This window comes from Ideonella sp. (assembly GCF_041914305.1).
Lineage (GTDB): Bacteria > Pseudomonadota > Gammaproteobacteria > Burkholderiales > Burkholderiaceae_C > Ideonella.
In genome coordinates, this window is the sequence record NZ_JAYSDQ010000002.1 from 50,256 (window position 1) to 72,903 (window position 22,648).

At 66.8% G+C, this 22,648-nt stretch carries 22 protein-coding genes, 2 tRNA genes and 1 riboswitch; of the genes, 10 read left to right on the top strand and 14 right to left on the bottom strand.

Annotated elements, in window-relative coordinates; all coding sequences use genetic code 11:
• Positions 1-15 precede the first annotated feature (15 nt).
• From ACE3SG_RS03030 to ACE3SG_RS03060, 7 genes are all read left to right on the top strand, one after another.
• The gene (locus tag ACE3SG_RS03030) at positions 16-894 is read left to right on the top strand and encodes a branched-chain amino acid ABC transporter permease (RefSeq protein ID WP_374562493.1); all 879 of its coding nucleotides are present in this window, start codon (positions 16-18) and stop codon (positions 892-894) included.
• Positions 891-1,877 carry a branched-chain amino acid ABC transporter permease gene (locus ACE3SG_RS03035; protein WP_374562495.1) on the top strand — a complete coding sequence of 329 codons (987 nt, stop codon included), beginning with the start codon at positions 891-893 and terminating at the stop codon, positions 1,875-1,877. The genes ACE3SG_RS03030 and ACE3SG_RS03035 overlap by 4 nt, the downstream gene beginning before the upstream one ends.
• Entirely contained in the window at positions 1,874-2,620 is a 747-nt protein-coding gene (locus tag ACE3SG_RS03040) for an ABC transporter ATP-binding protein (RefSeq protein WP_374562497.1), read from the top strand. Before ACE3SG_RS03035 ends, ACE3SG_RS03040 begins: the two co-directional genes overlap by 4 nt.
• 383 nt (positions 2,621-3,003) lie before the next feature.
• On the top strand, positions 3,004-3,714 hold the full coding sequence (locus ACE3SG_RS03045; RefSeq protein WP_374562498.1) for an ABC transporter ATP-binding protein: 711 nt from the start codon (positions 3,004-3,006) through the stop codon (positions 3,712-3,714).
• A gap of 2 nt (positions 3,715-3,716) precedes the next feature.
• Entirely contained in the window at positions 3,717-5,525 is a 1,809-nt protein-coding gene (locus tag ACE3SG_RS03050) for a feruloyl-CoA synthase (protein WP_374562499.1), read from the top strand.
• Positions 5,525-5,941, top strand: coding sequence for an acyl-CoA thioesterase (locus tag ACE3SG_RS03055; RefSeq protein WP_374562500.1), 417 nt, complete (start codon positions 5,525-5,527; stop codon positions 5,939-5,941). The genes ACE3SG_RS03050 and ACE3SG_RS03055 overlap by 1 nt, the downstream gene beginning before the upstream one ends.
• Positions 5,942-6,005: 64 nt before the next feature.
• On the top strand, positions 6,006-6,590 hold the full coding sequence (locus ACE3SG_RS03060; protein WP_374562501.1) for an NADPH-dependent FMN reductase: 585 nt from the start codon (positions 6,006-6,008) through the stop codon (positions 6,588-6,590).
• Between the two features lie 359 nt (positions 6,591-6,949).
• Here the strand turns inward: ACE3SG_RS03060 and thiD are convergent, their stop codons facing one another.
• From thiD to ACE3SG_RS03095, 7 genes are all read right to left on the bottom strand, one after another.
• A complete protein-coding gene (thiD, locus tag ACE3SG_RS03065; RefSeq protein WP_374562502.1) occupies positions 6,950-8,512 on the bottom strand; it encodes a bifunctional hydroxymethylpyrimidine kinase/phosphomethylpyrimidine kinase in 1,563 nt (520 codons plus the stop codon).
• Positions 8,513-8,594: 82 nt separating this feature from the next.
• A complete protein-coding gene (locus tag ACE3SG_RS03070) occupies positions 8,595-9,689 on the bottom strand; it encodes a GGDEF domain-containing protein (protein ID WP_374562503.1) in 1,095 nt (364 codons plus the stop codon).
• 182 nt (positions 9,690-9,871) lie between these two features.
• The gene (locus tag ACE3SG_RS03075) at positions 9,872-10,669 is read right to left on the bottom strand and encodes a thiazole synthase (protein WP_374562504.1); all 798 of its coding nucleotides are present in this window, start codon (positions 10,667-10,669) and stop codon (positions 9,872-9,874) included.
• A 5-nt stretch (positions 10,670-10,674) separates the two neighbouring features.
• Entirely contained in the window at positions 10,675-10,893 is a 219-nt protein-coding gene (gene thiS, locus ACE3SG_RS03080) for a sulfur carrier protein ThiS (RefSeq protein WP_374562505.1), read from the bottom strand.
• On the bottom strand, positions 10,890-11,945 hold the full coding sequence (locus ACE3SG_RS03085; protein WP_374562506.1) for an FAD-dependent oxidoreductase: 1,056 nt from the start codon (positions 11,943-11,945) through the stop codon (positions 10,890-10,892). The genes thiS and ACE3SG_RS03085 overlap by 4 nt, the downstream gene beginning before the upstream one ends.
• Before the next feature lie 4 nt (positions 11,946-11,949).
• Entirely contained in the window at positions 11,950-13,839 is a 1,890-nt protein-coding gene (gene thiC / locus ACE3SG_RS03090) for a phosphomethylpyrimidine synthase ThiC (protein ID WP_374562507.1), read from the bottom strand.
• Positions 13,840-13,913: 74 nt separating this feature from the next.
• Positions 13,914-14,017, bottom strand: a riboswitch (TPP riboswitch).
• Positions 14,018-14,144: 127 nt separating this feature from the next.
• Entirely contained in the window at positions 14,145-14,363 is a 219-nt protein-coding gene (locus ACE3SG_RS03095; protein WP_374562508.1) for a hypothetical protein, read from the bottom strand.
• A 253-nt stretch (positions 14,364-14,616) separates the two neighbouring features.
• Between ACE3SG_RS03095 and ACE3SG_RS03100 the strand changes: the two genes are divergently transcribed.
• Together ACE3SG_RS03100 and ACE3SG_RS03105 are read left to right on the top strand one after the other, a co-directional pair.
• Positions 14,617-15,972, top strand: a complete 1,356-nt coding sequence (locus tag ACE3SG_RS03100; protein WP_374562509.1) for an IS5 family transposase — start codon at positions 14,617-14,619, stop codon at positions 15,970-15,972.
• A 623-nt stretch (positions 15,973-16,595) separates the two neighbouring features.
• Positions 16,596-17,237 carry a hypothetical protein gene (locus ACE3SG_RS03105; protein WP_374562510.1) on the top strand — a complete coding sequence of 214 codons (642 nt, stop codon included), beginning with the start codon at positions 16,596-16,598 and terminating at the stop codon, positions 17,235-17,237.
• A gap of 404 nt (positions 17,238-17,641) precedes the next feature.
• On the opposite strand, the gene ACE3SG_RS03110 is transcribed toward ACE3SG_RS03105, so the two are convergent.
• From ACE3SG_RS03110 to ACE3SG_RS03120, 3 genes are all read right to left on the bottom strand, one after another.
• Positions 17,642-18,082, bottom strand: coding sequence for a GNAT family N-acetyltransferase (locus tag ACE3SG_RS03110; RefSeq protein ID WP_374562511.1), 441 nt, complete (start codon positions 18,080-18,082; stop codon positions 17,642-17,644).
• Positions 18,079-18,273 carry a hypothetical protein gene (locus ACE3SG_RS03115; protein ID WP_374562512.1) on the bottom strand — a complete coding sequence of 65 codons (195 nt, stop codon included), beginning with the start codon at positions 18,271-18,273 and terminating at the stop codon, positions 18,079-18,081. The genes ACE3SG_RS03110 and ACE3SG_RS03115 overlap by 4 nt, the downstream gene beginning before the upstream one ends.
• A gap of 68 nt (positions 18,274-18,341) precedes the next feature.
• Complete coding sequence (locus ACE3SG_RS03120) at positions 18,342-18,860, bottom strand: HNH endonuclease (RefSeq protein ID WP_374562513.1); 519 nt, start codon at positions 18,858-18,860, stop codon at positions 18,342-18,344.
• Positions 18,861-19,235: 375 nt separating this feature from the next.
• Here ACE3SG_RS03120 and ACE3SG_RS03125 point away from each other — a divergent pair, with 375 nt between their 5' ends.
• The gene (locus ACE3SG_RS03125; protein ID WP_374562514.1) at positions 19,236-19,763 is read left to right on the top strand and encodes a hypothetical protein; all 528 of its coding nucleotides are present in this window, start codon (positions 19,236-19,238) and stop codon (positions 19,761-19,763) included.
• A gap of 2 nt (positions 19,764-19,765) precedes the next feature.
• Here the strand turns inward: ACE3SG_RS03125 and ACE3SG_RS03130 are convergent, their stop codons facing one another.
• The 4 genes from ACE3SG_RS03130 to ACE3SG_RS03145 all read right to left on the bottom strand — a co-directional run bounded on the left by ACE3SG_RS03130 (position 19,766) and on the right by ACE3SG_RS03145 (position 22,646).
• On the bottom strand, positions 19,766-20,260 hold the full coding sequence (locus ACE3SG_RS03130) for a hypothetical protein (RefSeq protein WP_374562515.1): 495 nt from the start codon (positions 20,258-20,260) through the stop codon (positions 19,766-19,768).
• Positions 20,261-20,369: 109 nt separating this feature from the next.
• A tRNA-His gene (locus ACE3SG_RS03135) sits at positions 20,370-20,445 on the bottom strand.
• Positions 20,446-20,487: 42 nt separating this feature from the next.
• On the bottom strand, positions 20,488-22,395 hold the full coding sequence (locus ACE3SG_RS03140) for a peptidylprolyl isomerase (protein ID WP_374562516.1): 1,908 nt from the start codon (positions 22,393-22,395) through the stop codon (positions 20,488-20,490).
• Between the two features lie 175 nt (positions 22,396-22,570).
• A tRNA-Val gene (locus ACE3SG_RS03145) sits at positions 22,571-22,646 on the bottom strand.
• Positions 22,647-22,648 lie beyond the last annotated feature (2 nt).

The following is a 22,648-nucleotide window of genomic DNA, read 5'->3' on the forward strand; positions in this document are numbered from 1 at the left end:
CCCGCAGCGCGTTCGATGGACCTCGCCACCTTCTTAGTCCAATGCCTGAACGCGCTGCAGTACGGGCTGCTGCTGTTCCTGGTGGCCTCGGGGCTGACGCTGATCTTCGGGATCATGGGCGTCATCAACCTGGCGCACGGCAGCTTCTACATGATCGGCGCCTACATGGCCTACGCGCTGGCACCGGCAGTGGCCGCCACCATCGGCGGCGGCTTCTTCGCCACGCTGGCGGTGGGCCTGGTGCTCGCGGTGCTGCTGGGCTATGTGCTCGAGTGGGCCTTCTTTAGCTTTCTCTACGAGCGCGAGCACCTGCAGCAGGTGCTGATGACCTACGGCCTGATCCTGGTCTTCGAAGAGTTGCGCTCGATCTTGGTGGGTGACGACGTGCACAGCGTCGCCCCGCCCGAGTGGCTGGCGGGCAGCATCGCGCTCGGTGACCTGATGAGCTACCCGGTCTACCGGCTCTTCATCTCCGGCGTGTGCCTGCTGCTGGCGCTCGGCATGTATGTGGTGTTCGCGAAGACACGGCTGGGCATGATGATCCGCGCCGGGGCCAGCAACCGCGAGATGGTGCAGTCGCTCGGCGTCGACATCAAGTTTCTCTACCGCGTGGTCTTCGCCGCCGGCGTGGCGATCGCGGTGCTGGCCGGCATGGTCGCGGCGCCGGTGTCATCGGTCTACCCGGGCATGGGCAACCAGGTGCTGATCATCTGCTTCGTGGTTGTCGTGATCGGCGGCATCGGCTCGATCCGCGGCGCGCTGCTGGCCGCCTTGCTGATCGGCCTGGTCGACACCTTCGGCAAGGTCGTCTTCCCGCAGGCGGCCGGCGTGCTGGTCTATGTGCTGATGGCGCTGATCCTGCTGTGGAAGCCCGACGGGCTGTTCAAGGCATGAGCGGCATGGCCTGGGGCAAACACGCCTTCGTTGCGGCGGCCGTGATCGGGCTGGCGCTGCTGCCGCTGCTCACCGGCAGCTTCGGCATCGACCTGGTCACCAAGATCATGATCTTCGCGATCTTGGCCCTCAGCCTGGAGCTGCTGGTCGGCATGACCGGCCTCGTGTGCTTCGGCCAAGCGGCGCTGTTCGGCCTGGCGGGTTATGCCGCGGTAAAGCTGTCGCCCGAGTCCGATTCGGCCTCGATGTGGTGGCTGCTGCCGGCTTGCATGGGCGTGTCGGGGCTGTATGCGCTGTTCATGGGTGCGTTGTCGCTGCGCACCCGAGGCGTCTACTTCATCATGGTCACGCTGGCCTTCGCGCAGATGGCCTACTACGTGGTGCACGACACCCCATTGGGCGGCGGCACCGACGGCATCTATCTGTACTTCAAGCCGACGCTCACCATCGGCAGCTTCACGCTGGTCGATCTCGACAAGCCGCTGCCCTTCTACTACCTGGTGCTGGCGTGCCTGCTGGGCGTGTTTGCCAAGCTCGCGCTGCTGGCCCGCTCACGCTTCGGCCGCGCGCTGGCCGGCATCCACGCCAACGAGCAGCGCATGCGCGCGGCCGGCTACTCGACCTACCCGTACAAGCTGGCGGCCTTTGTCGTGTCGGGCTGCATCGCGGGCCTGGCAGGCTTTCTGTTCGCGGTGAAAGACGGCTTCGTGAACCCCGAGCTGCTGTCGTGGCACCAGTCGGGCGCGGTGCTGATCATGATCATCCTTGGCGGCCTGGGCCACTTGCGCGGTGCGGTGCTGGGCGCATTTGCATTCACGCTGCTGCAGGAGCTGTTTCAAAGCGAAGCCGTGTTCGGTTCGTTTGCCAAGCACTGGCACCTGGGCCTGGGCGCCACCATCATCGCCTGCGTCGCACTGCTGCCCAACGGGCTGATCGGCCTGCCGGCGCTGGTGCGGCAGCGCCTGTTCGGTGAGAGCAAATGAGCCAGACGCTGCTGCGCTGTGAAGGCCTGACACGCCGCTGGGGCGGTCTGCTCGCGGTCGACGGCGTGTCGCTCGAACTGGCGCTGGGCCAGGTGCATGCGGTGATCGGCACCAACGGCGCCGGCAAGTCGACGCTGATCAACATGCTGTCGGGCGAGATTGCGCCGTCGGCTGGCACCGTGGCGTTGATGGGCGAAGACGTGACCGGGTGGACACAGCCGCGCCGCGCCCGAGCGGGCCTGGGCCGCAGCTACCAGCGCAACACGATCTTCCCGAACTTCAGCGTGCTGGAGAACTGCCGCCTCGCCGCGCAAGCCAGCTACCAACGCCCGTGGGCCTGGTGGCAAGCCGCGGCGCGTTGCGAGCGCAGCCTCACCGCCGCACACGAGGCCAGCGCACGTGCCGGCCTGAACGACGTGCTCGATCGCCCGGCCGGCCTGCTCTCGCACGGCCAGAAGCGCCAACTCGAAATCGCGATGTGCCTGGCCACGGCACCCAAGGTGCTGCTGCTGGACGAGCCACTCGCAGGCATGGGTGCCGAAGAGACCGAGCGCATGCTGGCCCTGCTGAGCGAGCTGCGCGCCGGCCACGCAACGCTGCTGGTCGAGCACGACATGGACGCGGTGTTCCGCATCGCCGACTGGATCACCGTGATGGTCAATGGCGCGGTCATTGCCTCGGCCCGGCCCGACGCCATCCGAAGCGATCCTGCTGTGCAGGCTGCGTACCTGGGCGGGCATTGAGATGGACGAGCGCGTGACGGCATCGCTGAGTTTGCGAAGCTGGGTGACCGAGCAAGGCACTGAAGGCCGGCCGCGCGGAGCAGCCCCCACCTTGCCACTCGCGGCGGGGGGTACCCGATGGGGCGAGGTCGGGAGCGCCGAAGCGCGCAGCGTTCGTGGCAGCTCGCGAAGCGAGCCTCGTGAACTGACTCGCTGGCGAGTGTCTGAACGAAGCGAACGCAGTGAGCGCAGTGAGTTCGACAGCGGCCACGAACGCGAGCACTGCAGGGAACCCTCGCCCAAGGCGAGGGCGCGGACGCATGAGCCCCAGCGGGTGCCGCCCGCCGCGACGCGCCAACCCACCCGCCAGCGAGTGTCGGCCATGGGACGAGGCCACTGACAGCATGACCACCCCGATCATCGAAGCCACCGGCATCCACGCCTGGTATGGCTCCAGCCACGTGCTGCACGGTGTCGACATCACGGTGAACGCCGGCGAAACGGTCGGCCTGCTCGGCCGCAACGGCATGGGCAAGTCGACCTTGATTCGTACGCTGCTGGGCCATGTAAAGCAGCGCGAAGGCCGCATCGCCGTGCGTGGGCAAGACCTGTCGCGCGCGGCGCCGCACGAGGTGGCGCGCGCCGGCATCGGCTACGTGCCCGAGGGCCGCGGTGTGTTCCCCAACCTCAGCGTGCGCGAGAACCTGGTGATGGCCGCGCGCCCCAGCCGCGAAGGCCGGCGCGACTGGACCTTCGAGCGTGTGCTCGACACCTTTCCCCGCCTGGCAGAACGCTTGACGAACCAGGGCAACCAGCTCTCGGGCGGCGAGCAGCAGATGCTGTCGATCGGCCGCGTGCTGATGACGCACCCCGACCTGATCGTCCTCGACGAAGCCACCGAAGGCCTGGCGCCGCTGATCGTGGCCGAGATCTGGCGCGTGATCGGCCAGATCCGCGCCAGCGGCATCGCCACGCTGATTGTCGATCGCGACTACCGCAAGGTGGCCGCCCAGGCCGACCGCCTGGTCGTGCTGCAAAAAGGCCAGGTCGTGCTGGCCGGTGAAGCGTCCGCGCTCGCCGGCAGCGATGCGCTGGCCGCCTGTCTCGGAGTTTGACCATGCGCATGATCCAACCCTTTGGCGACCCCGGCGCCTTGGCGCCAGCCCGCGTGCTGCGCGAAGACTTGCCCGGCGGCGGCTTCATTTTGCGCAGCGCTGAACCGCTGCAACCCTTTGCGCGCTGCATCGGCGACTGGCTGGAGCACTGGGCCCGCGCGACACCCGACGCCCCGTTCCTGGCCGAGCGCGAGGGCGCCGCCGCATGGCGGCAACTCAGCTATGCGCAGGCCCGCGATCAGGTCGGCCGCATCGCACAAGGCCTGCTCGATCTCAAGCTGCCTTCTGGCAAGCCGGTGGTCGTGCTGTCGGACAACGCCGTCGACCACGCACTGCTGGCGCTGGCCGCGATGCATGTCGGCCGGCCCGTCTGCACCGTGTCCAGCGCCTACTGCCGCCTGACCAAAGACTATGCCAAGGCCCACGCCATCCTCGACACGCTCGACCCGGCGCTGGTCTACGCCGCCGAGCCCAGCGTTTACGGCCCGCCGATCGCCAGCTGGGCCGCGCGGGGCACGCGCCCCATCGTCTTCAGCCGCGGCGCGGCCGAGCTGCCCGGCGCGCTGCCCTTTGCGCAGCTGGCCGCCACCGCCGAAGCACCGGCCGTGATGCGGGCCTTTGCCGCCATCACGCCCGACACCCACGCCAAGTACCTGCTGACCAGCGGCTCCACCGGCACGCCCAAGGTCGTGATCAACACGCACCGCATGCTGTGCGCCAACCAGCAGCAGATGGCGCAGGCCTGGCCCTTCCTAAGCCGCCATCCGCTGCGCCTGCTGGACTGGCTGCCGTGGAGCCACACATTCGGCGCGAACCACAACTTCAACCTGGTGCTGGCCCACGGCGGCAGCCTGCATGTGGACGACGGCCGGCCGATGCCGGGGCTGGTCGAGAAGACCGTGGCCAACCTGCGCGAAGTGCGACCGAACTTCTATTTCAACGTGCCGCGCGGCTTCGACATGCTGCTGCCGTTTCTCGAAGCAGACGAGGGCTTCGCGCGCAGCTTCTTCGAGCCGCTGGAGGGCCTGTTCTACGCCGGCGCGGCGCTGCCGCAAAGCCTGTGGCAGCGCATCGAGGCGGTGGCCAGCCGCGTGCGCGAGCGGCCGATCTGGTTCACCTCGTCGTGGGGCGCAACCGAGACCGCGCCCGCGGTGACCAGTGTGCACTGGGCCATCGACCGCGCCGGCTGCATCGGTGCGCCGTTGCCAGGCGTGGCGCTGAAGCTCGTGCCCAGCGGTGACAAGCTGGAGATGCGCGTACGCGGGCCCAATGTCTTCCCCGGCTACCGCGACGCGCCGGCATTGACGGCGAAGGCCTTCGACGAAGACGGCTACTACCTGATCGGCGACGCCGGCAAGCTGGTCGATGCCGACGACCCGAGCCGGGGCGTGGCCTTCGACGGCCGCGTCGCCGAAGACTTCAAGCTGATGAGCGGCACCTGGGTCTCGGTCGGCACGCTGTGCGTGCGCGCAGTGGCCGCGCTGTCGCCGCTGGCGGCCGACGTGGTGGTCACCGGCCATGACCGCGAAGAGGTCGGCCTGCTCATCTTTGCGAGCCCCGCCGCCAAGGCGATGGACGCCACCGAGCGCGCCGACAAAGTCCGCGCGGCGCTGCGGGCGTTGCAGGCCGAAGGCGGTGGCTCGTCGCAGGCGCCCACGCGCGCGCTGTGGCTGGCCGAGCCGCCGAACGCCGATGCCGGCGAGATCACCGACAAGGGCTATGTCAACCAGCGCGCGGTGTTGGCCCGCCGTGCCGACCAGGTGCTGGCGCTGTACAGTGACCTGCCCACCACCGAAGTCATACGCACCTGATGAGCAAAACGCACATCCACCGCGTCGACGTGCATTTCGGCGATTGCGACCCCGCCGGCATCGTCTTCTTTCCCAACTTCTCGCGCTGGATGGACCAGGCCTCGCTGGCCTTCTTCATGGCCTGCGGCGTGCCGCCCTGGCGCGAGCTCGAAGCCACGCGCGGCATCGTCGGCACGCCGCTGCTGGAGATCAACACCCGCTTTCTGCGCCCGGCCACCTACGGCCAGACGCTGGAGGTGCACACCCATGTCGAAGAGTGGCGGGCGCGGGTGCTGATCCAGCACCACCGCATCATTCGCGACGACGAGCTGCTGTGCGAAGGCCGCGAGACGCGCGCCTTCGTCGTGCGCATCCCCGGCAGCTACAAGCTCAAGTCGATCCCGATCCCCGAAGACATCAAGGCCATGTGCCTCTGAGGCCGGCACCCCGCTGGTGCCCGAGCCAACAGCAAGGACGAACAAGGACGAAACAAGGACGAAGATGAAACTGCTCTTGATCTCCGGCAGCCAACGCCAGGGCTCGTTCAACCTGAGCCTGGCCCATGTGGTGGCCGGCCTCGCACGCGCCCGCGGCGCCGAGGTGAACCTGCTGGACCTGCGCGCGCTGGCGTTGCCGCTGTACGACGGCGACCTCGAAGCCGCCAGCGGCGTGCCCGCCGGTGCTCGCACCTTGCAGGCCGCACTGGCCGAGGCCGACGCGATGCTCGTCGTCACGCCCGAGTACAACGGCTTTCCGACGCCGCTGGTGATCAACGCGTTCGACTGGCTCTCGCGCCTGGGCGCGGGCGACGGCCTGCCCACGGGCCTGGCCACCACCGCCAACAAGCCGGTCGGCCTGCTCTCGGCCTCGCCCGGCGCGCTGGGTGGCTTGCGCTCGATGAACTACCTGCGCCAGTACTTCCAGATGAACTTCCAGATGGTGGTGCAGCCGCAGCAGAACGCGCTCAGCCGCGCCGGCGACGCGTTCGACGAGAGCGGCGCCCTGAAAGACCCGAAGACGGCCGCGGCGGTGGCCGGCGTGGTCGACGCGCTGCTGGCATTCGCCGCCAAGCTCGCGGCGCGCTGAAGGGCGCAACGGCCACCGTGGCCCGGCCGCCGCCACGGCGGCGGGCATTTGTCATGTCGAAAACGCCACTGCCCTGTTTCGACACCTGAGCCGAGGCAAAATCTGCTTCAGGCCCGCGCCACGATGCGGCGGGTCATTCAAAAAACTCGTGGGGAAAACCGGTGTTGTGGCGGGTGGTTTACGGTCAGGGTCGAAGGGAGCGCAGCGCTTTTTCTGCTGGCCCTTGGCATCCGGACAAAGCGCATGTCGAACGATGGGCCGCCTGGCTCAAGGCCGCAGGCCAGGATGTACAGGTGCAATCGAGCGGCTCCGCCACGTCCCAGCTCTACCGCGGCGGCATGTCCTGATACGAACAAAGGTCAAAACTCTGCCGCCGCCAGCATGGCGTGCGGCAACGGTGGTGGCGCCACGATCGGCGCCAGCCGCCCCGCCGCCACGGCCTGCCTGAAGCCCGGCACGGTGGTTTCGGGCCAGGCGCCCAAGCCACGAACGACACACACCCCATCGGCCCCGCAGGCCGCCGCGGCCTCGGCCTGCTCGGGCGCCAGGATGCCCCCGATCGCCACCACCGGGCGCCCGGCCATGTGGCACCACCAGCGCAGGTTGTCGAGCCCTTGCGAGCGCCACGGCATCGCCTTGGTCAACGTGGGCCAGACCGGGCCGCAGGCAATGTAGCGCGGTGCCAGCGCACGGGCGCGCGCCAGTTCCCACAGGCTGTGCGAGCTGATGCCGAGCTCGATGCCGCTGGCGGCCAGCACGGCCTGCCCCGAGGGGCCGAGCGCCGCCAGGTCCTCCTGGCCCAGGTGGACGCCCGGGGCGCCGAGCTCGACCGCCAGTTCCCAATGGTCGTTGACGAACAGCAGCGCGCCAACCGCGCGGCAGGCCTGCACGGCCGCCTGGATCTCAGCGCGCAGCCGCGCCGCGTCTGCCACGTCGGCCTTGATGCGCAGTTGCACGGTTCGCACGCCGGCCGCCAGCACCTGCTTGATGCGCGCGACGCTGTCGACAATGGCGTACAGGCCCAGCGGCTCGTCCAGCGTGTCGCGCGGCGGTGCGAACGTGGGCACCTCGCCCCACGACAACATCGGCATCCACGACGGATCTTGGCCAAAGCCCGCGGCAGCGCGCACCGGCCCTGCGCCCTGCCCGGCGGCGCGGCCGCGCTGCAGCGCATGCAGCGTGGCCATCTTGGCCAGCACCACCGCATCGGCCGGCACATGGCCCAGCGCCATCGCCGCGGCGGCGCTGCTGGCAAAGGTGCAGCCGGTGCCATGGTGGTGAGGCGTATCGAGGCGGGGCGCGGCCAGCCAGCCGGCGGCTTGCGGGGTGTCGAGCCAGTCGAGCACCAGGTCGTCGGAGGCCGCGCTGTCACCGCCGGTGATCACCACCGCCTGGGCACCGCGCTCACGCAGCGCGCGTGCCAACGCCGGCACGGTTGACGCTTCGCACGCGCCTTCCGGCGATTCGCCGAGCAGCAGCGCCGCCTCGCGCCGGTTCGGCGTCAGCAGCGTCGCGCGGGGCAACAACTCGTCGCGGTAGGCAGCCAGCAAGGCCTCGTCGACAAAGGCGCGGCCGGTGCTGGCGCCGAGCACCGGGTCCACCACCAGCGGGATCGGGCCATGGTCGGCGCGCAGTTGGTCGACCCAGCGCAGCAGCACGCGCAGGTTGTCGGCACTGCCGAGCAGGCCGCACTTGATGGCGCGGGGTGGCATGTCGGCGGCCAGCGCCGCGAGTTGGGCATCGAGCCAGTCGGGCGGCACCGGCTGCACCTGGGTCACGGCCACGCTGTTCTGCGCGGTGACCGCGGCCACCACGGGGCAGAGGTGGGTGCCCAAGGCATCGGCAGCGCGCTGGTCGGCAGACAAGCCGGCGCCGCCGCCCGAATCGGTGCCGGCAACGCTCCAGACGATCGGTGGGGTCATGGTGTGTGCTCACAGAAGCCACGCACCGACACGCGAGGCGCCAGCCCCGGTGCCGGGGCACAGCGGATTGAGATGGAAAGAGTCAACCGGCCGGCAGCGCGTGCGCCGGGGCCTCGGCCAGGCTGCGCGCGGCTTGCGGCGTGGTGGGGCGCGCCGGCAGGGCCAGCGGCGCCACGCAGACCTGGTTGCGGCCCGCGTTCTTGGCGGTGTAGAGCGCCGCGTCGGCGTTCTTGAAGGCGTGGTCCAGCGGCTGGCCGGGCAGCACCTCGCACACGCCGAGCGACATGGTCACCGGCACCGTCACGCCAGCGTGCTGGCAGGCCACCTGCTCGACGCTGGCGCGCATGCGCTCGCTCAGCTCCAGCGCACCGTTGCCGTCGGTCATCGGCAGCAGCATCACGAACTCTTCGCCACCCCAGCGGCCGATCAGGTCGCCGGTGCGGGCCTGATGCCGCATCAACCCGGCCACATGCTGGATCACGCGGTCGCCGGTGTCGTGCCCATGCTGGTCGTTGACGAGCTTGAAGTGGTCGATGTCGGCCAGCACCAACGCCAGCGGCGTGCCATGCCGGCTGGCACGGTCGATCTCGGCGTGCGCCATCTGCAGAAAATGCCGCCGGTTCCACAGGCCCGACAGCGGGTCGACCGTGGCCAGGTCGTAGAGCCGGCCCTCGGCCTCGTGCACCCGCTGCGTGTAGTAGCGCGCGGTGTAGCCGAACATCACGAAGACGACCGTGATGCTGAGCCAGCGCAAAGCCATCAACGGCCCCGGGTCCAGCGGGTAGGCCACGGGGATCGTCTGCGTCGCCGCATCCAGCCCCAGGTAGGCCGCCAGCACGAAGCCCATTGCCGCGATCGCGTAGCGCGGCGAGCGGCTCACCGCGACCGCCGGCAGGAACACCAGCAGAAAGTAGTGGGTGCCGCTGTCCCACCCGAGCAAGATCGTGCAGGCGCCGGCATGGCCCATCACTTCGGTCCACATCAGCGCCACGGCCGGCAGGTTGCGGCGCCGGCCCAGCAGCGCATAGGCCGCGGCATACATGCCGGCGCTGAGCAGGTTCACCAACGCCAGCACCGGCATGCCGAGCGCGAAGAACGCCACCAGGTAGACCAGGTCGACACAGGCGGCGAACACCGCGATGCGCCGCAGCATCAGCCAGAAAGCGCCACGCGACATGCCTCGATCGAATTCGGCAGGGGTGCGGGCAAATGGCATCGGTGGGCGGCGATCGGAAATGGAGAGATCCGATCGTTGTCGGCCGATGCGGCGCGAACTGGAGAAAGCAATTCCCAGCGCCTGCAACAAGGCGTTGGGGTTTGTGCGTTCCTCGGCAGCTGGCTGACATCTGCACCCCGCTGTCAGCCGATCAACAGCGGCCCGTCGGCCACCGGCGTGCTGGGCACCGCCATGTCCTGCGGGGCCATCACGCCGGCCTCGTAGCCCAGGCGCCCGGCCGTGATGGCATGGCCGAACGCAGCGGCCATGCGCACGGGGTCGCGCGCCTGCGCGACGGCCGAGTTCAGCAGCACGCCGTCGAAACCCAGCTCCATCGCCCGCGCCGCATGGTGTGGCGCGCCGATGCCCGCGTCGACGATCAGCGGCACGCCCGGCAACCGCTCGCGCAGCGTGCGCAGCGCGTAGGGGTTCAATAGACCCTGGCCCGAGCCGATCGGCGCGCCCCAGGGCATCAGCACCTCGCAACCGGCGTCGAGCAGACGGCGGCAGGCCACCAGGTCGTCGGTGCAGTACGGAAAGACCTGGAAACCCTCGCGCACCAGCTGGGTCGCCGCGTCCAGCAGCTCCCACGGCTCGGGTTGCAGCGTGTGCTCGTCACCGATCACCTCGAGCTTGACCCAACGGGTGCCGAACAGCTCACGCGCCATCTGGGCCAGCACCACCGCCTCGCGCGCCGTGCGGCAGCCGGCGGTGTTGGGCAGCAGGTGCGCGCCGCTGGCCCGCACGATCTCGACGAAGCCGTTGTCGCCCGCGCCGGCGGCCAGCGAACGCTTGAGCCCAACCGTCACCACCTGCGCGCCGGCGGCGGCGATGGCGTCGCGCAGCACCTGGGGCGACGGGTAGCCGGCGCTGCCGATCAGGAAGCGGCTGGCCAGGTTGGTGCCGTAAAGCGACCACGGCGTGGTGCTGCTCGATGTCATCTCTTTCACCCTCCGACGATGGCCTTGAAGACCGTGATGCGGTCGCCCGTGGCCAGTTGCACCTCGTCGCGGCGGTCGCGCGCGACGAAGCTGCCGTTCAGCGCGGTGGCCACCTGGTCGGCCGGTTCGCCGAGCCGAAGCAGCAGCTCGGCCAGGCTCAGCCCTTCGGCGCCAGCCACCGGCTCGCCGTTGACGATGACGGCGTTGCGCGAGGTGCCGCTCATGCCAGCTCCATCGTGCGCAGCGTGTCGTCGACCAGTGCCGGCGCCATCAACCAGCCATGGCGGAACAGGCCGTTGATGCGGCCCAGGCCGGGCTGGACGTCGATGCGGGGCTCATGGTCGGGCAACGCGGGCCGCAGGTTGCGGTCCAGCCGCAGGATGCGTGCCTCTTGCAGCGCAGGCATCACGCTCTGCGCGGCCGACATCAGCTCGACCGCGCTCTTCAGCGACACCTCGCTGCGGTCTTCGCTCTCGACCTCGCTCGCGCCGACCACCAGCACATCACCCGGCCGCGGCGCGATGTAGATGCGGTGACGTGGGTGCAGCAGCCGCAACGGCCGCGTCAGGCCATGGCCCGGCGCGCGCAACCACACCGTCTCGCCCCGCACACCGCGCAGCGGCAGTTCGGGCCTTGCGCCGAGGCCACGCAGGTCGAGCACCGCGTCGAAGCGTTGCCAGTCGCCCGGCACGCCCCGGTCCATCACACGCAACGCGCCCGGCATCAGCTCGGCCACGTGCTGGCCCCAATGCCACTGCACCGACGGCGCTCCGTCGTGCAACGCACGCATCGTCTGCACCGTGTCGATCTGGCCTTCGCCAGGCAGCAGCCAGGCGTGCGACACGCCACGCAGCGCCGGCTCCACCGCGGCCAACTTGTCGCTCGTCAGCGCCACCGGGGCGCGGGCGCCGCTGCCCGGCGCGGGCAGGCGCGCCAGCGTGCGCTGCGCGGTGCCCAGGTCGCCCCGGTGCACCAGCAGCAGGCTGCCGCGCTCGGCAAAGTACGGCTCGCCCGGCAACGCCTTGACGATGCCGCGCCACAGCCCGATCGAACGCCAGCCCAGCTGCGCGACACGGTCGCTGGCCACGTCGCGCTCGGCCATCGGGCTCAACAGCCCGGCGGCGGTGAACGCGGCGGCGCCCTGCCCGTCGAACGTCGGCTGCGGCCCGCCGGCCGGGTCGAACACACTGACGCGGCAGCCACGCTGCGCCAACCGCCAGGCCGCCAACCGACCCAGCAGTCCTGCCCCTGCAATGCCCACATGCATGGCGACCATGCCATCAAGCCTTGTCGTTATGGATCGGGATGTAGATCTCGCCGCCACCGGCGCGGAACTCGCCGGACTTCTCGGCCATGCCCCGGTCGAGCGCCTCGGCTTCGGCAACACCCAGGTTGGCAGCGTAGTCGCGCACCTCCTGCGTGATCTTCATCGAGCAGAATTTCGGGCCACACATCGAGCAGAAATGCGCGACCTTGCTGCTGTCTTTGGGCAGCGTTTCGTCGTGGAAGTCGCGCGCGGTGTCCGGGTCCAGGCTCAGGTTGAACTGGTCGGTCCAGCGGAACTCGAAGCGCGCCTTCGAAAGCGCGTCGTCACGGGCGCGCGAGCCCGGGTGGCCCTTGGCAACATCGGCCGCGTGGGCGGCGATCTTGTACGCGATGATCCCTTGCTTGACGTCGTCGCGGTCGGGCAGGCCCAGGTGCTCCTTCGGCGTCACGTAGCACAGCATCGCGGTGCCCATCCAGCCGATCATCGCGGCGCCGATCGCGCTGGCGATGTGGTCGTAGCCCGGCGCGATGTCGATCGTCAGCGGGCCCAGCGTGTAGAACGGCGCCTCGTGGCAGTGCTTGAGCTGCTCGTCCATGTTGGCCTGGATCATGTGCATCGGCACATGGCCCGGGCCTTCGATCATCGTCTGCACGTCGTGCTTCCACGCCACCTGCGTCAGCTCGCCGAGTGTGCGCAGCTCGGCAAACTGGGCTTCATCGTTCGCATCCGAAGCGCAACCGGGGCGCAGGCCGTCACCGAGCGAGAAGCTCACGTCGTAGGCCTTCATGATCTCGCAGATCTCTTCGAAGTGCGTGTACAGGAAGCTCTCTTGGTGGTGCGCGATGCACCACTTGGCCATGATCGAGCCGCCGCGCGAGACGATGCCGGTGACACGGTCGGCCGTCAGGTGGATGAACGGCAGCCGCACGCCGGCGTGGATGGTGAAGTAGTCGACCCCCTGCTCGGCCTGTTCGATCAGCGTGTCGCGAAAGATCGCCCAGGTCAGATCTTCAGCGACGCCGCCGACCTTCTCCAGCGCCTGGTAGATCGGCACCGTGCCGATGGGCACCGGCGAGTTGCGCACGATCCAGTCGCGCGTGGTGTGGATGTGGCGGCCGGTGGAGAGATCCATCACCGTGTCGGCGCCCCAGCGGATCGACCAGACCAGCTTCTCGACCTCTTCCTCGATGCTCGAGGTGACCGCAGAGTTGCCGATGTTGGCGTTGATCTTGACCAGGAAGTTGCGGCCGATCGCCATCGGCTCGATTTCCGGGTGGTTGATGTTGGCCGGGATGATCGCGCGGCCACGCGCCACCTCGTCGCGCACGAACTCGGGCGTGATGGGCCCGCGCGGCAGCACCGCACCCATGCCGTTGCCGGCGCGGCGTTGCTCGCGCTTGGCATCGGCCAGGTACTGCGCCATCCACTCGCGCCGGCCGTTTTCGCGCAGCGCGACGAACTCCATCTCGGGGGTCACGATGCCGCGCTTGGCGTAGTGCATCTGCGTCACGTTGGCACCGCTGATGGCACGGCGCGGCGTGCGCTGCAAGGCCGCGGCTTCGGCGCGCAAGGTGGCCAGGCTGTCGGCGATGCGCTCGACCTGCTTCGCGCCATCGTCCAACGCCTGCGGTGCACGGCCTGTGTAGGCCTCGGTGTCGCGCCGCTGCTCGATCCAGCCCAGGCGCAGGCCGGCCAAGCCATGGCGCACGTCGATCGCCACGCTGGGGTCGGTGTAGGGGCCCGAGGTGTCGTAGAGCACCACCGTCTCGCCGTTGGTCAGGCTGACCTCGCGCAGCGGCACCTGCAGGTCGGGCCGCGAACCGGTGAGGTGGATCTTGCGGGAGGCGGGGAACGGCTCGCGTGTCAGCGACAGCAGCTCGTCCAGGCGTTCGGGGGCGTTCATGGCGGTCCTTCGCAACAAGGTCGTTGCTCCGAAGGTCGCCCCGTGGCGCGCTCGCCCAGGCAGGGCAGCGCGACTCAAGGATCGACGGCTCTTCTTACGCCGGTACTAACCGGTTCAAGTTCTCGGGTTCGGATCAACCATCTCAGCACGCACCATGCGTGCACCCCGGAGCAGGCGCGCATTCTGCGCGGCCGGGCGAACCACTGTCAACGCAATTCGGTATCGATCGAGAGGCGTGCGTCGAGACAGCGGAAATCGCCGCAGCAGGGGCGGAGCGCTGGCAAACAGCGCTCGCCCGTGCAGCACTACTCGCCGGAAAGGCGCTGCCAGGTGTCCATCGATTCGGACTTCGCTCGCTCTTCCATCAGGTCCACGCCACCGAGCACCTCGGCCATCGCCTGCGCGAGCATCTCGCTCACGTTGTCGGCGGTGGCACCGTTCACCTCGCGCGCGGCCCTCGACTGCAAACGCCCCGCCACGATGGCCGCCGCAGCCGCGAGCAGCGCGTCATTGCTGAAGTTCATCGTCACCCCTTTGGCGCGCCCGATTGGCGCAAGGGCGATGGTGCGTGAAACGGCGCGGCATGCCAAGGAGAATGCCCCGGCCCACGCTGGGCGGGCCACAAAGCAAAACGGCGACAGCCGCTAAGTGGTCCGCCCCTGAAAAACGCCTGCAACCCGCATGAATGCTGGCTTTGGCGGGCGATTGCCGATGGTGGAGATTGCAGGATTGAGGCTCAATGGATATTGAATCCTTGCAAACTGCCCCGAGGTTTGAATGGGCACGAAGCCGGCTGAAGAGCGCAGCGACCACGACCTGTTTCGCACCGAACTGGTCAACCTGATCGACCAACGGCACGAGCTGGTGAAGCTGGCTGCGTTGATCGACTGGCAGGCGTTTACCGACAAATGGAGCCCGCAGTTCGAATCGACCACCGGGCGGCCTGCGCTGCCTACGCGGCTGATGGCGGCGCTGCTGTACCTGAAGCACGTGTACGCGCTCAGCGACGAGGCGGTGGTCGAGCGCTGGTGCGAGAACCCGTACTGGCAGCACTTCAGTGGCGAGCGGTACTTCCGCCATGAACTGCCGTGCGATCCGTCGAGCCTGGTGCGCTGGCGACAGCGCATTGGCGAGGAAGGCTGCGAATGGCTGCTGGCCCACAGCATCGAAGCGGCCACACGCGCCGGCGTGATCAAGCGCCGCAGCCTGGACACCGTGGTGCTGGACACGACGGTGGCTCCGAAGGCGATTGCGCACCCCACCGACAGCCGGTTGCTCAACCGGGCCCGCGAGCATCTGGTGGCCGCAGCACAAGATGCAGGCATCACGCTGCGCCAGAGCTACGCTCGCGTGGGCAAGGCCGCCGAAGCCCAGGCCGGGCGCTACGCCCACGCCAAACAGTACCGGCGCATGCAGCGCGAGATCAGGAAGCTGCGCACGTCGCTGGGCCGTGTGATCCGCGATGTGCAACGTAAGGCCCAGGCCGTTGGCGGCGAGATCGCAGGCGCCCTCAAGGACAGGCTGGAGTTGGCGCAGCGGCTGCACCAGCAGCGGCGCGATTCGAAGAACAAGCTGTACGCGCTGCACGCGCCCGAGGTCGAGTGCATCGCCAAGGGCAAGGCCCGCACGCCCTACGAGTTCGGCGTGAAGGTGTCGGTGGCGGTGACTGCCAACGAAGGGTTGGTGGTGGGCATGCGCTCAATGCCGGGCAACCCGTATGACGGTCACACCGTGGACAGCCAACTCGAACAGGTCGGCATCCTCACCGGACACACGCCCAAGACCGTCCTGGCGGACCGGAGCTACCGCGGTGTGCAGCCGCCCAGCGGCATTCGGCTGATCATCAGCCATACGCGCCGGCTGCCACCGCGGCTGAAGAAGTTGCTCAAGCGCCGCCAGGTGGTCGAGCCGATGATCGGCCACATGAAGGCCGATGGACTGCTCGCCAAGAACTGGCTCAAGGGCGCCGTTGGCGATGCGCTTCATGCGCTGCTGTGCGGCGCCGGGCACAACCTGAGGATGATCCTGCGGCACCTGCGGGTGCTTTGCTTGGCATTCATTGGCTGGCTCATGCTCGTCGACCCCGTCTCGTCCTCGCCTTCAGCTTCAATGCCTCGCCCCGCAGTCGGGTGAAAACGGGTTGTTCAGGGCGGACTAGCTATCTGCTGTTAGGGCTCCTTGTCGGTGAACCCGTGCTCATGGTCGCGGAGTGTCTCTTCCACTTGCCGTGGCTTCCTCTCGGCGGTACGCACTTAGCTCAGGCGGGTGCGTGTGCTGTCATTGGGCACGTCGTGGACCAATGCGTGAAGTTTCTGCGCAGCGAAGGACGCGGCAGGGTCGAACGATCAGGTGATCGACGCGTCGGTCCGACAGACCGCCGTGCTGTGCCCCGCGGAGGCCGGCGACGCACCGATCAGCTGCAGTTGGCCTGTCCGGCGGATACCGCCAAGTAGTCGGAAGTGCGAACTCGGATCGAAGCACGTCTGAGCCAAGTGGCCATACGAGCTGGGCGTGAAGCACGGTGCTGTTCTGATAGCAGACACCGACTGTCGAAGTTGGGCAAGCTCTAGGCAAAGATGCTCACGTCCGGCTGAAGCTGACCATTGAACCTTCGCGCCGCGCGCATCGACCTGATCCTTGAACTTGCCCCTGACCTGCGCCTAGTGAAGTTCGGCCAGCACCAGCTGGCACGTCGCGCGCTACGATGACCGGCGCAGACGTTCAACAACATCGTGCCGCGCAGCAAGGGAGTTTGCATGAGCTGGATCGAAGAGGCAAAGAAGGCCGCGGTAGACGCCACCGACTCGCTAGCCCGCTCCGGACCGAAGCTCCTGCTATTGGTAGTTCATCCCTCCAAGTTCTATCGCCGCAGCCGGCGCGTCAAGGAGGTTGCCGCGGTTCTAGCCTTAAATGCAGTCCTCCTCGCGGCGATCCACTTCTTCGTGCTCAAGTCCGTTGTCGAAGTCAAAGACCCCTCACAGTACGCCATCGGGGCCGTGTTCTTCAACGTGTTGCACCTGGCCATCATGGGTTTTGCCTTTGCGGCACCGAGCGCCATCGGCGTGCGATCAACACCGTTCCCTACGCATCTAGCGAACGCGCTTTTCGCCATGGCCGTCCTACCGATCGTTGCTATGCTAACGGTCAGTGCGACAAGGCTGCGGGCCGCTGCCACACTCGCTGGAAACCCCTCCCCAGTCATCTGGCAAGATCTGTTAGTACTGCTCGGATACTGCTGGGTGACCTACCGCGTCTACTGCGGGCTGAGAGTCGGCGCGAACTCGTCACGACCGCGCGCCGCTGTCGCGGCTCTCGCCGGGTTTGCCCTGGTGCTGACAGTGATGGCAACCAACCTCGCTCCAAATCAAGCGATGCTGCTGAGTGCTTGGACGCGATAGAGGACGCAGGCTCAACATCGTACGGAGCGCTCGCGACTCTTGAGCCACGGATGCTAGGGAGCGGCGTTGATCCGCTTCCAGTACCAGACAGCTTCCTTCCACTCGTGAACGTGAGTGGTACCGTCTGGATCGAGCACGGTAAAGCCGTCTTGTCTGGGGATGTAGAGATCCATCGGGACTACGCGCCCTGCCAACTTGACGCCAATCCCATCACCAGGCCCGAGGCCGATCTGCTCCGATTCCCAGTACGAGGCGTGCTTGAACCTCACCCACTTAGGAAATGGCGGCTTAGGCTTGCGGAATGGCCACATCAAGCAAATATACCCACGTCTGGCGCGAGCAGTCCGTTGAACCCGTGTGCCCGCGCATCGACCTCGTCGTTGGCCTTGCCCTAGCCAGTTGTGTCAGGACGTGCCACGGAGTAGCAGGCGCTTCTCCATGTGCTCTGGGTCACTTGCGGTTTGACGGTAGCCCAGCTTTGTGTACCAAGCAATCAATCGACATTGATCGGTCTCTTGATCTAGGGCGTAAGGCTTTAAACGAACAACCTGATATCCAAGTTGTACGGCATGTCGCTCCGCGTGCGAGAGCAATGCCCCACCGATCCCCTGCCCCCGAAGCGAAGGAAGGACGAAGATTTCGTAGATGAAGGCTGACTCGTGGTCGCTCCGGTCCTCGTAGGACAGAAGGCCAGCCTCTTCACCTTGGACCGATGCAAGGAACTCTATCGACCAACCGCAATGCGCTCGTTCAGCGCGCCCACGAAGGGTCTCGCTATGCAAATCGCTGATGCGTGCGAGTGTCGATACTTGGCACACGCGCGGTACGGGGTCTACCGGGGTCATCCGGGCTTCTTGGCGTCGCGATGCTTCCTGACAATGTCCGCGATTTCCTTGTTCAGCGCAGTTTGCTCCGCTGAGACCCTGGCCTGCTGCGAACGAAGCAGTTCTGCAGCTTTGGGGTCAAACTTTCCATCGACGTAGTTCGCCGGGTTCTCTTCCGGAAAGTCCTCGAAGTACTCGCTCCACTCTCCCATGTGAGACTCCTATTGCGGAAAGACGGTCGGACAAAGAAACCCACCTGAGCTGTCCACGGTCCGATTGGTCACGCGATATCGGCACCGCGAGCGAAGCGACGAATGAACTCGACCCCCGCATCTGTTACCCAATACGTGAAATTCATGGGAAACGCCTTGTTGAAGTCGTCGCTCTGTACTACGAAGTTCGCGCTTTGAACCTTCTGATCTTCAAACAAGCCGTCCTTGACCGCATTCGCCACAAGCAGATCACCTGCGGCGCCGAGGACGAATATTCGCTCTTCAGACTTTGCCAGGACCTCGAAAAGCCTTCGCTCGAACTCGCCGTACCGGTTGTTCAAGATACCGAGGTTGTGCTTGTACATCTTGACGGATAGCCGGTCCATCTCCTTCTTCTGATCGTACCGCGTGTGGCAATTCGGGCAAAGTGCTATGAGATTCGCGAACGAGTTGTCTTGCGTCTCCGCCCAAGGAACGATGTGGGCGATTTCCGTAGTTGTCGCGCGGCACGTAGGAATTGCGCAACGATGACCGGCCTCGACGAGCACGGCTCTCTTGATCTCTGATGGGACCGAATCACGACTCATGTGGACCTCCGCTCTAGACAATTGGTCGAATAACATAGTTGTGAGGAGCAACCACGTAGTCTTCGCCGACCTGTGCTAGACGCCAGCCACGCGCCCGCACTGCCGCTGTCAGTTCTGCTTCGTAGCTTCCTTGCCTATAGACGGAGGCGACGTTTCGCTTACGCGTCTTACCTGCGCCAATTCCCGTCGCCATCCGATTCAGTTGCTGAGCGACCCAAGCAGGATTTGGCATAGAGAACCTTTCTACCGATCGAGTCCAGGCATCTACTGGAACGAAATCGCGACGCCAAAGCCGACACGTCAAGGGTATGTCCCCTGCTGGCCAAGTTCCTGGACTGGATCGCGAAGCAGACTCCGCAGCGCAGGATCATCGGCATGGCCGCCGAGTACGCAAGCCTGGCCGGCAATCGGAAGGTCAAGTTCCTCGACCTCTGCTGGCCGCAGATCCAGCGCCTGCCCGTCGAGACGCGGCGCGAGATACTGGCCGGCCGACGAGATGAGAGTCTTGGCGTGATCCGAGTCAAGCGTGCGAAGCAGCGTGGGAAGAAGCGCGGCGAGGTGATCGAGGCCATAGAGGTCACGCCGACCCTCGACGCCCTGCTGAACCGACTGGAGGCCCTTCGAGAGGAACGCGGGGTCGAATGTCTGTACGTCTTTCCGACGCGCGACAACAACGCCTACAGCGCCCGCGGGTTCAAGACCTTGTGGCAGCGCTGCGTGCTGCAGGCGATCGAGGAAAAGGTGATCACCGCCTCGGACCGATTCACCTTCCACGATCTGCGGGCCTACTACGCGACGATGCACAAGCGGGACACCGGTGAACTACCGGACCTTCATGCTGACCCCGGAACAACGGCCCGCGTATACGACCGCAACAGGGAAGTCAAGCGGCGAGCGCTTTGATACTAGCGCCGCCATACATTGGGTGGACCCACCTGATAGGTCATTCGGGTTGCAAGCCTTACGAGCCGAAGCTCACTTTTCGCTGCGCTGATCGCGGTCAAGCCGAGGATAGTAGCCAATCCACCGAGTGCCAGACTAATGTTGAACCAAAGGTGCGCAGCCGAACTGGAACTGCCGGATGGGACAGTCCCAAAGATGGTGGCGAAGATGAAGAAGACTATGCCGCAGAGGACCTCAACTAGGCCACGCAGCGCCAAGACATGCGCTGCGTCCCTAGTCAGTGCGGTTTCGATCGGACAAGCGGCCAGGCAAGCAATCTCGTCGTAGGCTCGGCACAGCAAGAGGTGCTGAGCGCGCTCGGAGACCGCGGAAACCCTAGACATCGCGGAATCGATCGGCCGCTTGAGGTAGGCGCTGACCAAGTTGATCGCGATGCCAACCAGGACAACGCTCAGCCACCAATAGGCTGTTCCAAGCGACGCAACAAATTCGTCCACCGTCTGCCTCCCAGCGTTCGTTTTCCCACCGTGGGAATTTTCGCGCGATCCGAGAGGCCAATGCAAAACGGCGACAGCACGTAAGTGCTTGTCGCCGTTCGATGTTAGGTGGGGTGGCTGATGGGACTCGAACCCACGACAACCAGAATCACAATCTGGGACTCTACCAACTGAGCTACAGCCACCACCGGAAGCCAAAGATTATAGCCCGACTTCGCGGGCCCGCGTCACGGGCTTGCTGCAGAGGCCGCTTCAGCGCTCGGGGCCGCCTTGTCGAGCTTGACCTTGTAGCGGCGCTTCAGGGCCTCGTAGTAGGCCGCCGATTCGGCTGCCGTCACCTGCTGGGCCACATAGGCCTTGGCACGCTCGTTGTCGGGGTCCTTCGCATCGCGCTCGACGCGCTTGACGACGCGCGCGACCGTGTAGCCGTCGTTGCCGAGGTCAACGCCGATCACCGCGGGCGCCTTGCTCAGGTCGGCGCGCAAGACGGCCTCGACCACCTGGCGCGGTTGCTCGCGCGACTGGCGCGATAGCGTCACCGCGGCGGGCATCGTTTCGTCGGGGCTCTGCTTCAGTGCGGCCAGGCGGGCCTCGCCGTCTTTCTTGGCGGCGGCGGTGGCCTGCTCGGCCTTCACGGCGGCCATCACGCGGTCGCGCACTTCGGCCAAGGGCAGCACCCGCTCGGGGTGGTGCTCGACGACGCGCGCCGACACCAGCTGGTTCGGGCCGGTCTCGACGGCCTCGGTGTTGCGCTTGTTCTTCACCGAATCGGTCGAGAAGATCGCGTCGAGCAGCTTGGGCGAAGCCAGCGGGCCAGAGGCACCCGGCACCGGCGTGCGCTGCACGGTGGCCTCGACCTTGGCGAGCTTGAGCTTGTCGATCACCGGCTGCAGGCTGTCGGACTGCTCGTAGACGGTGTTGGTGAACTGCTCGGCGGCGCTGGCGTACATCTCCTGCGCCTTGGGCTTGCTCACTTCGTCGACGATCTGCGCGCGCACCGATTCGAACGGCTTCTTCTCACCGCCGCGCACCGCGATCAGCTTGATGATGTGAAAGCCGAACTCCGACTCGACCACGTTGCTGATCTCGCCCGGCTTCATCGCGAAGGCCGCGTCTTCGAACGGCTTGACCATCGCGCCGCGGCCGAAGAAGTCGAGGTCGCCGCCGTTGGTGGCCGAGCCCTTGTCGTCGGAGTTCTTCTTGGCCAGCTCGGCGAAGCCGGCCGGGTTCTTGCGCGCCTCGGCCAGCAGGCTCTCGGCCTTGGCCTTGGCCTTTTCGCGGTCGGCGGCCGGCGCATCCTTGGGCGCGTTGACCAGGATATGCGCGGCGTGGCGCTCCTCGGCGCTGGTGTAGCGGGTGATGTTCTGCTCGTAGTACTTGCGCAGGTCGTCTTCGCTCAGCGTGATCTGCTTCTTCAGCGAGTCCAGGTCCAGCACCACGTATTCGATGCGTGCTTCCTCGTTGCTGTGGAACTGAGCCTGGTGGCCCTTGTAGTAGGCCTCCAGTTCGGCGTCGGTCGGGTTGACCTTGGCCAGGTAGTCCTTCGCCAGGAACGGCTGCAGCTGCACCTCGCGGCGCTCCAGGATCGCATTCACCGCCGAGGCGTTGGCCGTCTGGCCGACCACCAGCGAGCCGGTCACGCCGGCCAGCACCTGGGTCTTGGCCAACTCGTCGCGCAGCTCCTGGGCGAAGCCGGCCGAGGTCATGCCGCGGGCCGACAAGAATTCTTTGCTGACGGTGCCTTCCGGCGAGCGGATCGGGGCGAACTGCGGGTCGGTCTTGAACGTGCGCACCAGCCGGTCTTCGGTGATGACCAGGTTCTCCTTGACCACCGCCGTGCGCATCACGCGGTCACGCACCAGGCTGTCGAGCGTGCGGGCCTTCATCTCGGGCGTGTCGAACAGCTTGGTGTCGACGCCGGGCATCTGCTGCTGCATGCGTGCAACTTGCTGCTTGTGCGCCTGGTCCAGCTCGGACTGCTTGATCTCCATGCTGCCGACCTTGGCCACCGTGGCGTTGCTCGCGTCGGTGAAGCGCGAGTAGCCCTGGATGCCGAAGAAGACAAACGACGGGAAGATCAGCAGCACCAGGATGAACTGCAGCAGCTTGGTGTGCGTGCGAACGAAATCGAACATGGATCTCAGCCTTGAATGAAGGTGCTGCGCAAGAAACGACGGGCCCGGATGGCTTGCCCCCTTCAGAGGGGACAGAAACAAAAAAGGCGAACCTGGGTTCGCCTTGTCGTCATCGGTCTGCGTACGCCGCGCGGGATTCTAATCAATGCCCGCGGGGGGCTGCCGATGATGGGGGTGGTGGGTGCTGAGGGGCTCGAACCCCCGACCTACGCCTTGTAAGGGCGCCGCTCTACCAACTGAGCTAAGCACCCGA

Coding starts and splice junctions, on each gene's coding strand:
- ACE3SG_RS03030 (WP_374562493.1), top strand. CDS start 16: ATGGACCTCGCCACCTTCTTAGTCCAATGCCTGAACGCGCTGCAGTAC.
- ACE3SG_RS03035 (WP_374562495.1), top strand. CDS start 891: ATGAGCGGCATGGCCTGGGGCAAACACGCCTTCGTTGCGGCGGCCGTG.
- ACE3SG_RS03040 (WP_374562497.1), top strand. CDS start 1,874: ATGAGCCAGACGCTGCTGCGCTGTGAAGGCCTGACACGCCGCTGGGGC.
- ACE3SG_RS03045 (WP_374562498.1), top strand. CDS start 3,004: ATGACCACCCCGATCATCGAAGCCACCGGCATCCACGCCTGGTATGGC.
- ACE3SG_RS03050 (WP_374562499.1), top strand. CDS start 3,717: ATGCGCATGATCCAACCCTTTGGCGACCCCGGCGCCTTGGCGCCAGCC.
- ACE3SG_RS03055 (WP_374562500.1), top strand. CDS start 5,525: ATGAGCAAAACGCACATCCACCGCGTCGACGTGCATTTCGGCGATTGC.
- ACE3SG_RS03060 (WP_374562501.1), top strand. CDS start 6,006: ATGAAACTGCTCTTGATCTCCGGCAGCCAACGCCAGGGCTCGTTCAAC.
- thiD (WP_374562502.1), bottom strand. CDS start 8,512: ATGACCCCACCGATCGTCTGGAGCGTTGCCGGCACCGATTCGGGCGGC.
- ACE3SG_RS03070 (WP_374562503.1), bottom strand. CDS start 9,689: ATGTCGCGTGGCGCTTTCTGGCTGATGCTGCGGCGCATCGCGGTGTTC.
- ACE3SG_RS03075 (WP_374562504.1), bottom strand. CDS start 10,669: ATGACATCGAGCAGCACCACGCCGTGGTCGCTTTACGGCACCAACCTG.
- thiS (WP_374562505.1), bottom strand. CDS start 10,893: ATGAGCGGCACCTCGCGCAACGCCGTCATCGTCAACGGCGAGCCGGTG.
- ACE3SG_RS03085 (WP_374562506.1), bottom strand. CDS start 11,945: ATGGTCGCCATGCATGTGGGCATTGCAGGGGCAGGACTGCTGGGTCGG.
- thiC (WP_374562507.1), bottom strand. CDS start 13,839: ATGAACGCCCCCGAACGCCTGGACGAGCTGCTGTCGCTGACACGCGAG.
- ACE3SG_RS03095 (WP_374562508.1), bottom strand. CDS start 14,363: ATGAACTTCAGCAATGACGCGCTGCTCGCGGCTGCGGCGGCCATCGTG.
- ACE3SG_RS03100 (WP_374562509.1), top strand. CDS start 14,617: ATGGGCACGAAGCCGGCTGAAGAGCGCAGCGACCACGACCTGTTTCGC.
- ACE3SG_RS03105 (WP_374562510.1), top strand. CDS start 16,596: ATGAGCTGGATCGAAGAGGCAAAGAAGGCCGCGGTAGACGCCACCGAC.
- ACE3SG_RS03110 (WP_374562511.1), bottom strand. CDS start 18,082: ATGACCCCGGTAGACCCCGTACCGCGCGTGTGCCAAGTATCGACACTC.
- ACE3SG_RS03115 (WP_374562512.1), bottom strand. CDS start 18,273: ATGGGAGAGTGGAGCGAGTACTTCGAGGACTTTCCGGAAGAGAACCCG.
- ACE3SG_RS03120 (WP_374562513.1), bottom strand. CDS start 18,860: ATGAGTCGTGATTCGGTCCCATCAGAGATCAAGAGAGCCGTGCTCGTC.
- ACE3SG_RS03125 (WP_374562514.1), top strand. CDS start 19,236: ATGGCCGCCGAGTACGCAAGCCTGGCCGGCAATCGGAAGGTCAAGTTC.
- ACE3SG_RS03140 (WP_374562516.1), bottom strand. CDS start 22,395: ATGTTCGATTTCGTTCGCACGCACACCAAGCTGCTGCAGTTCATCCTG.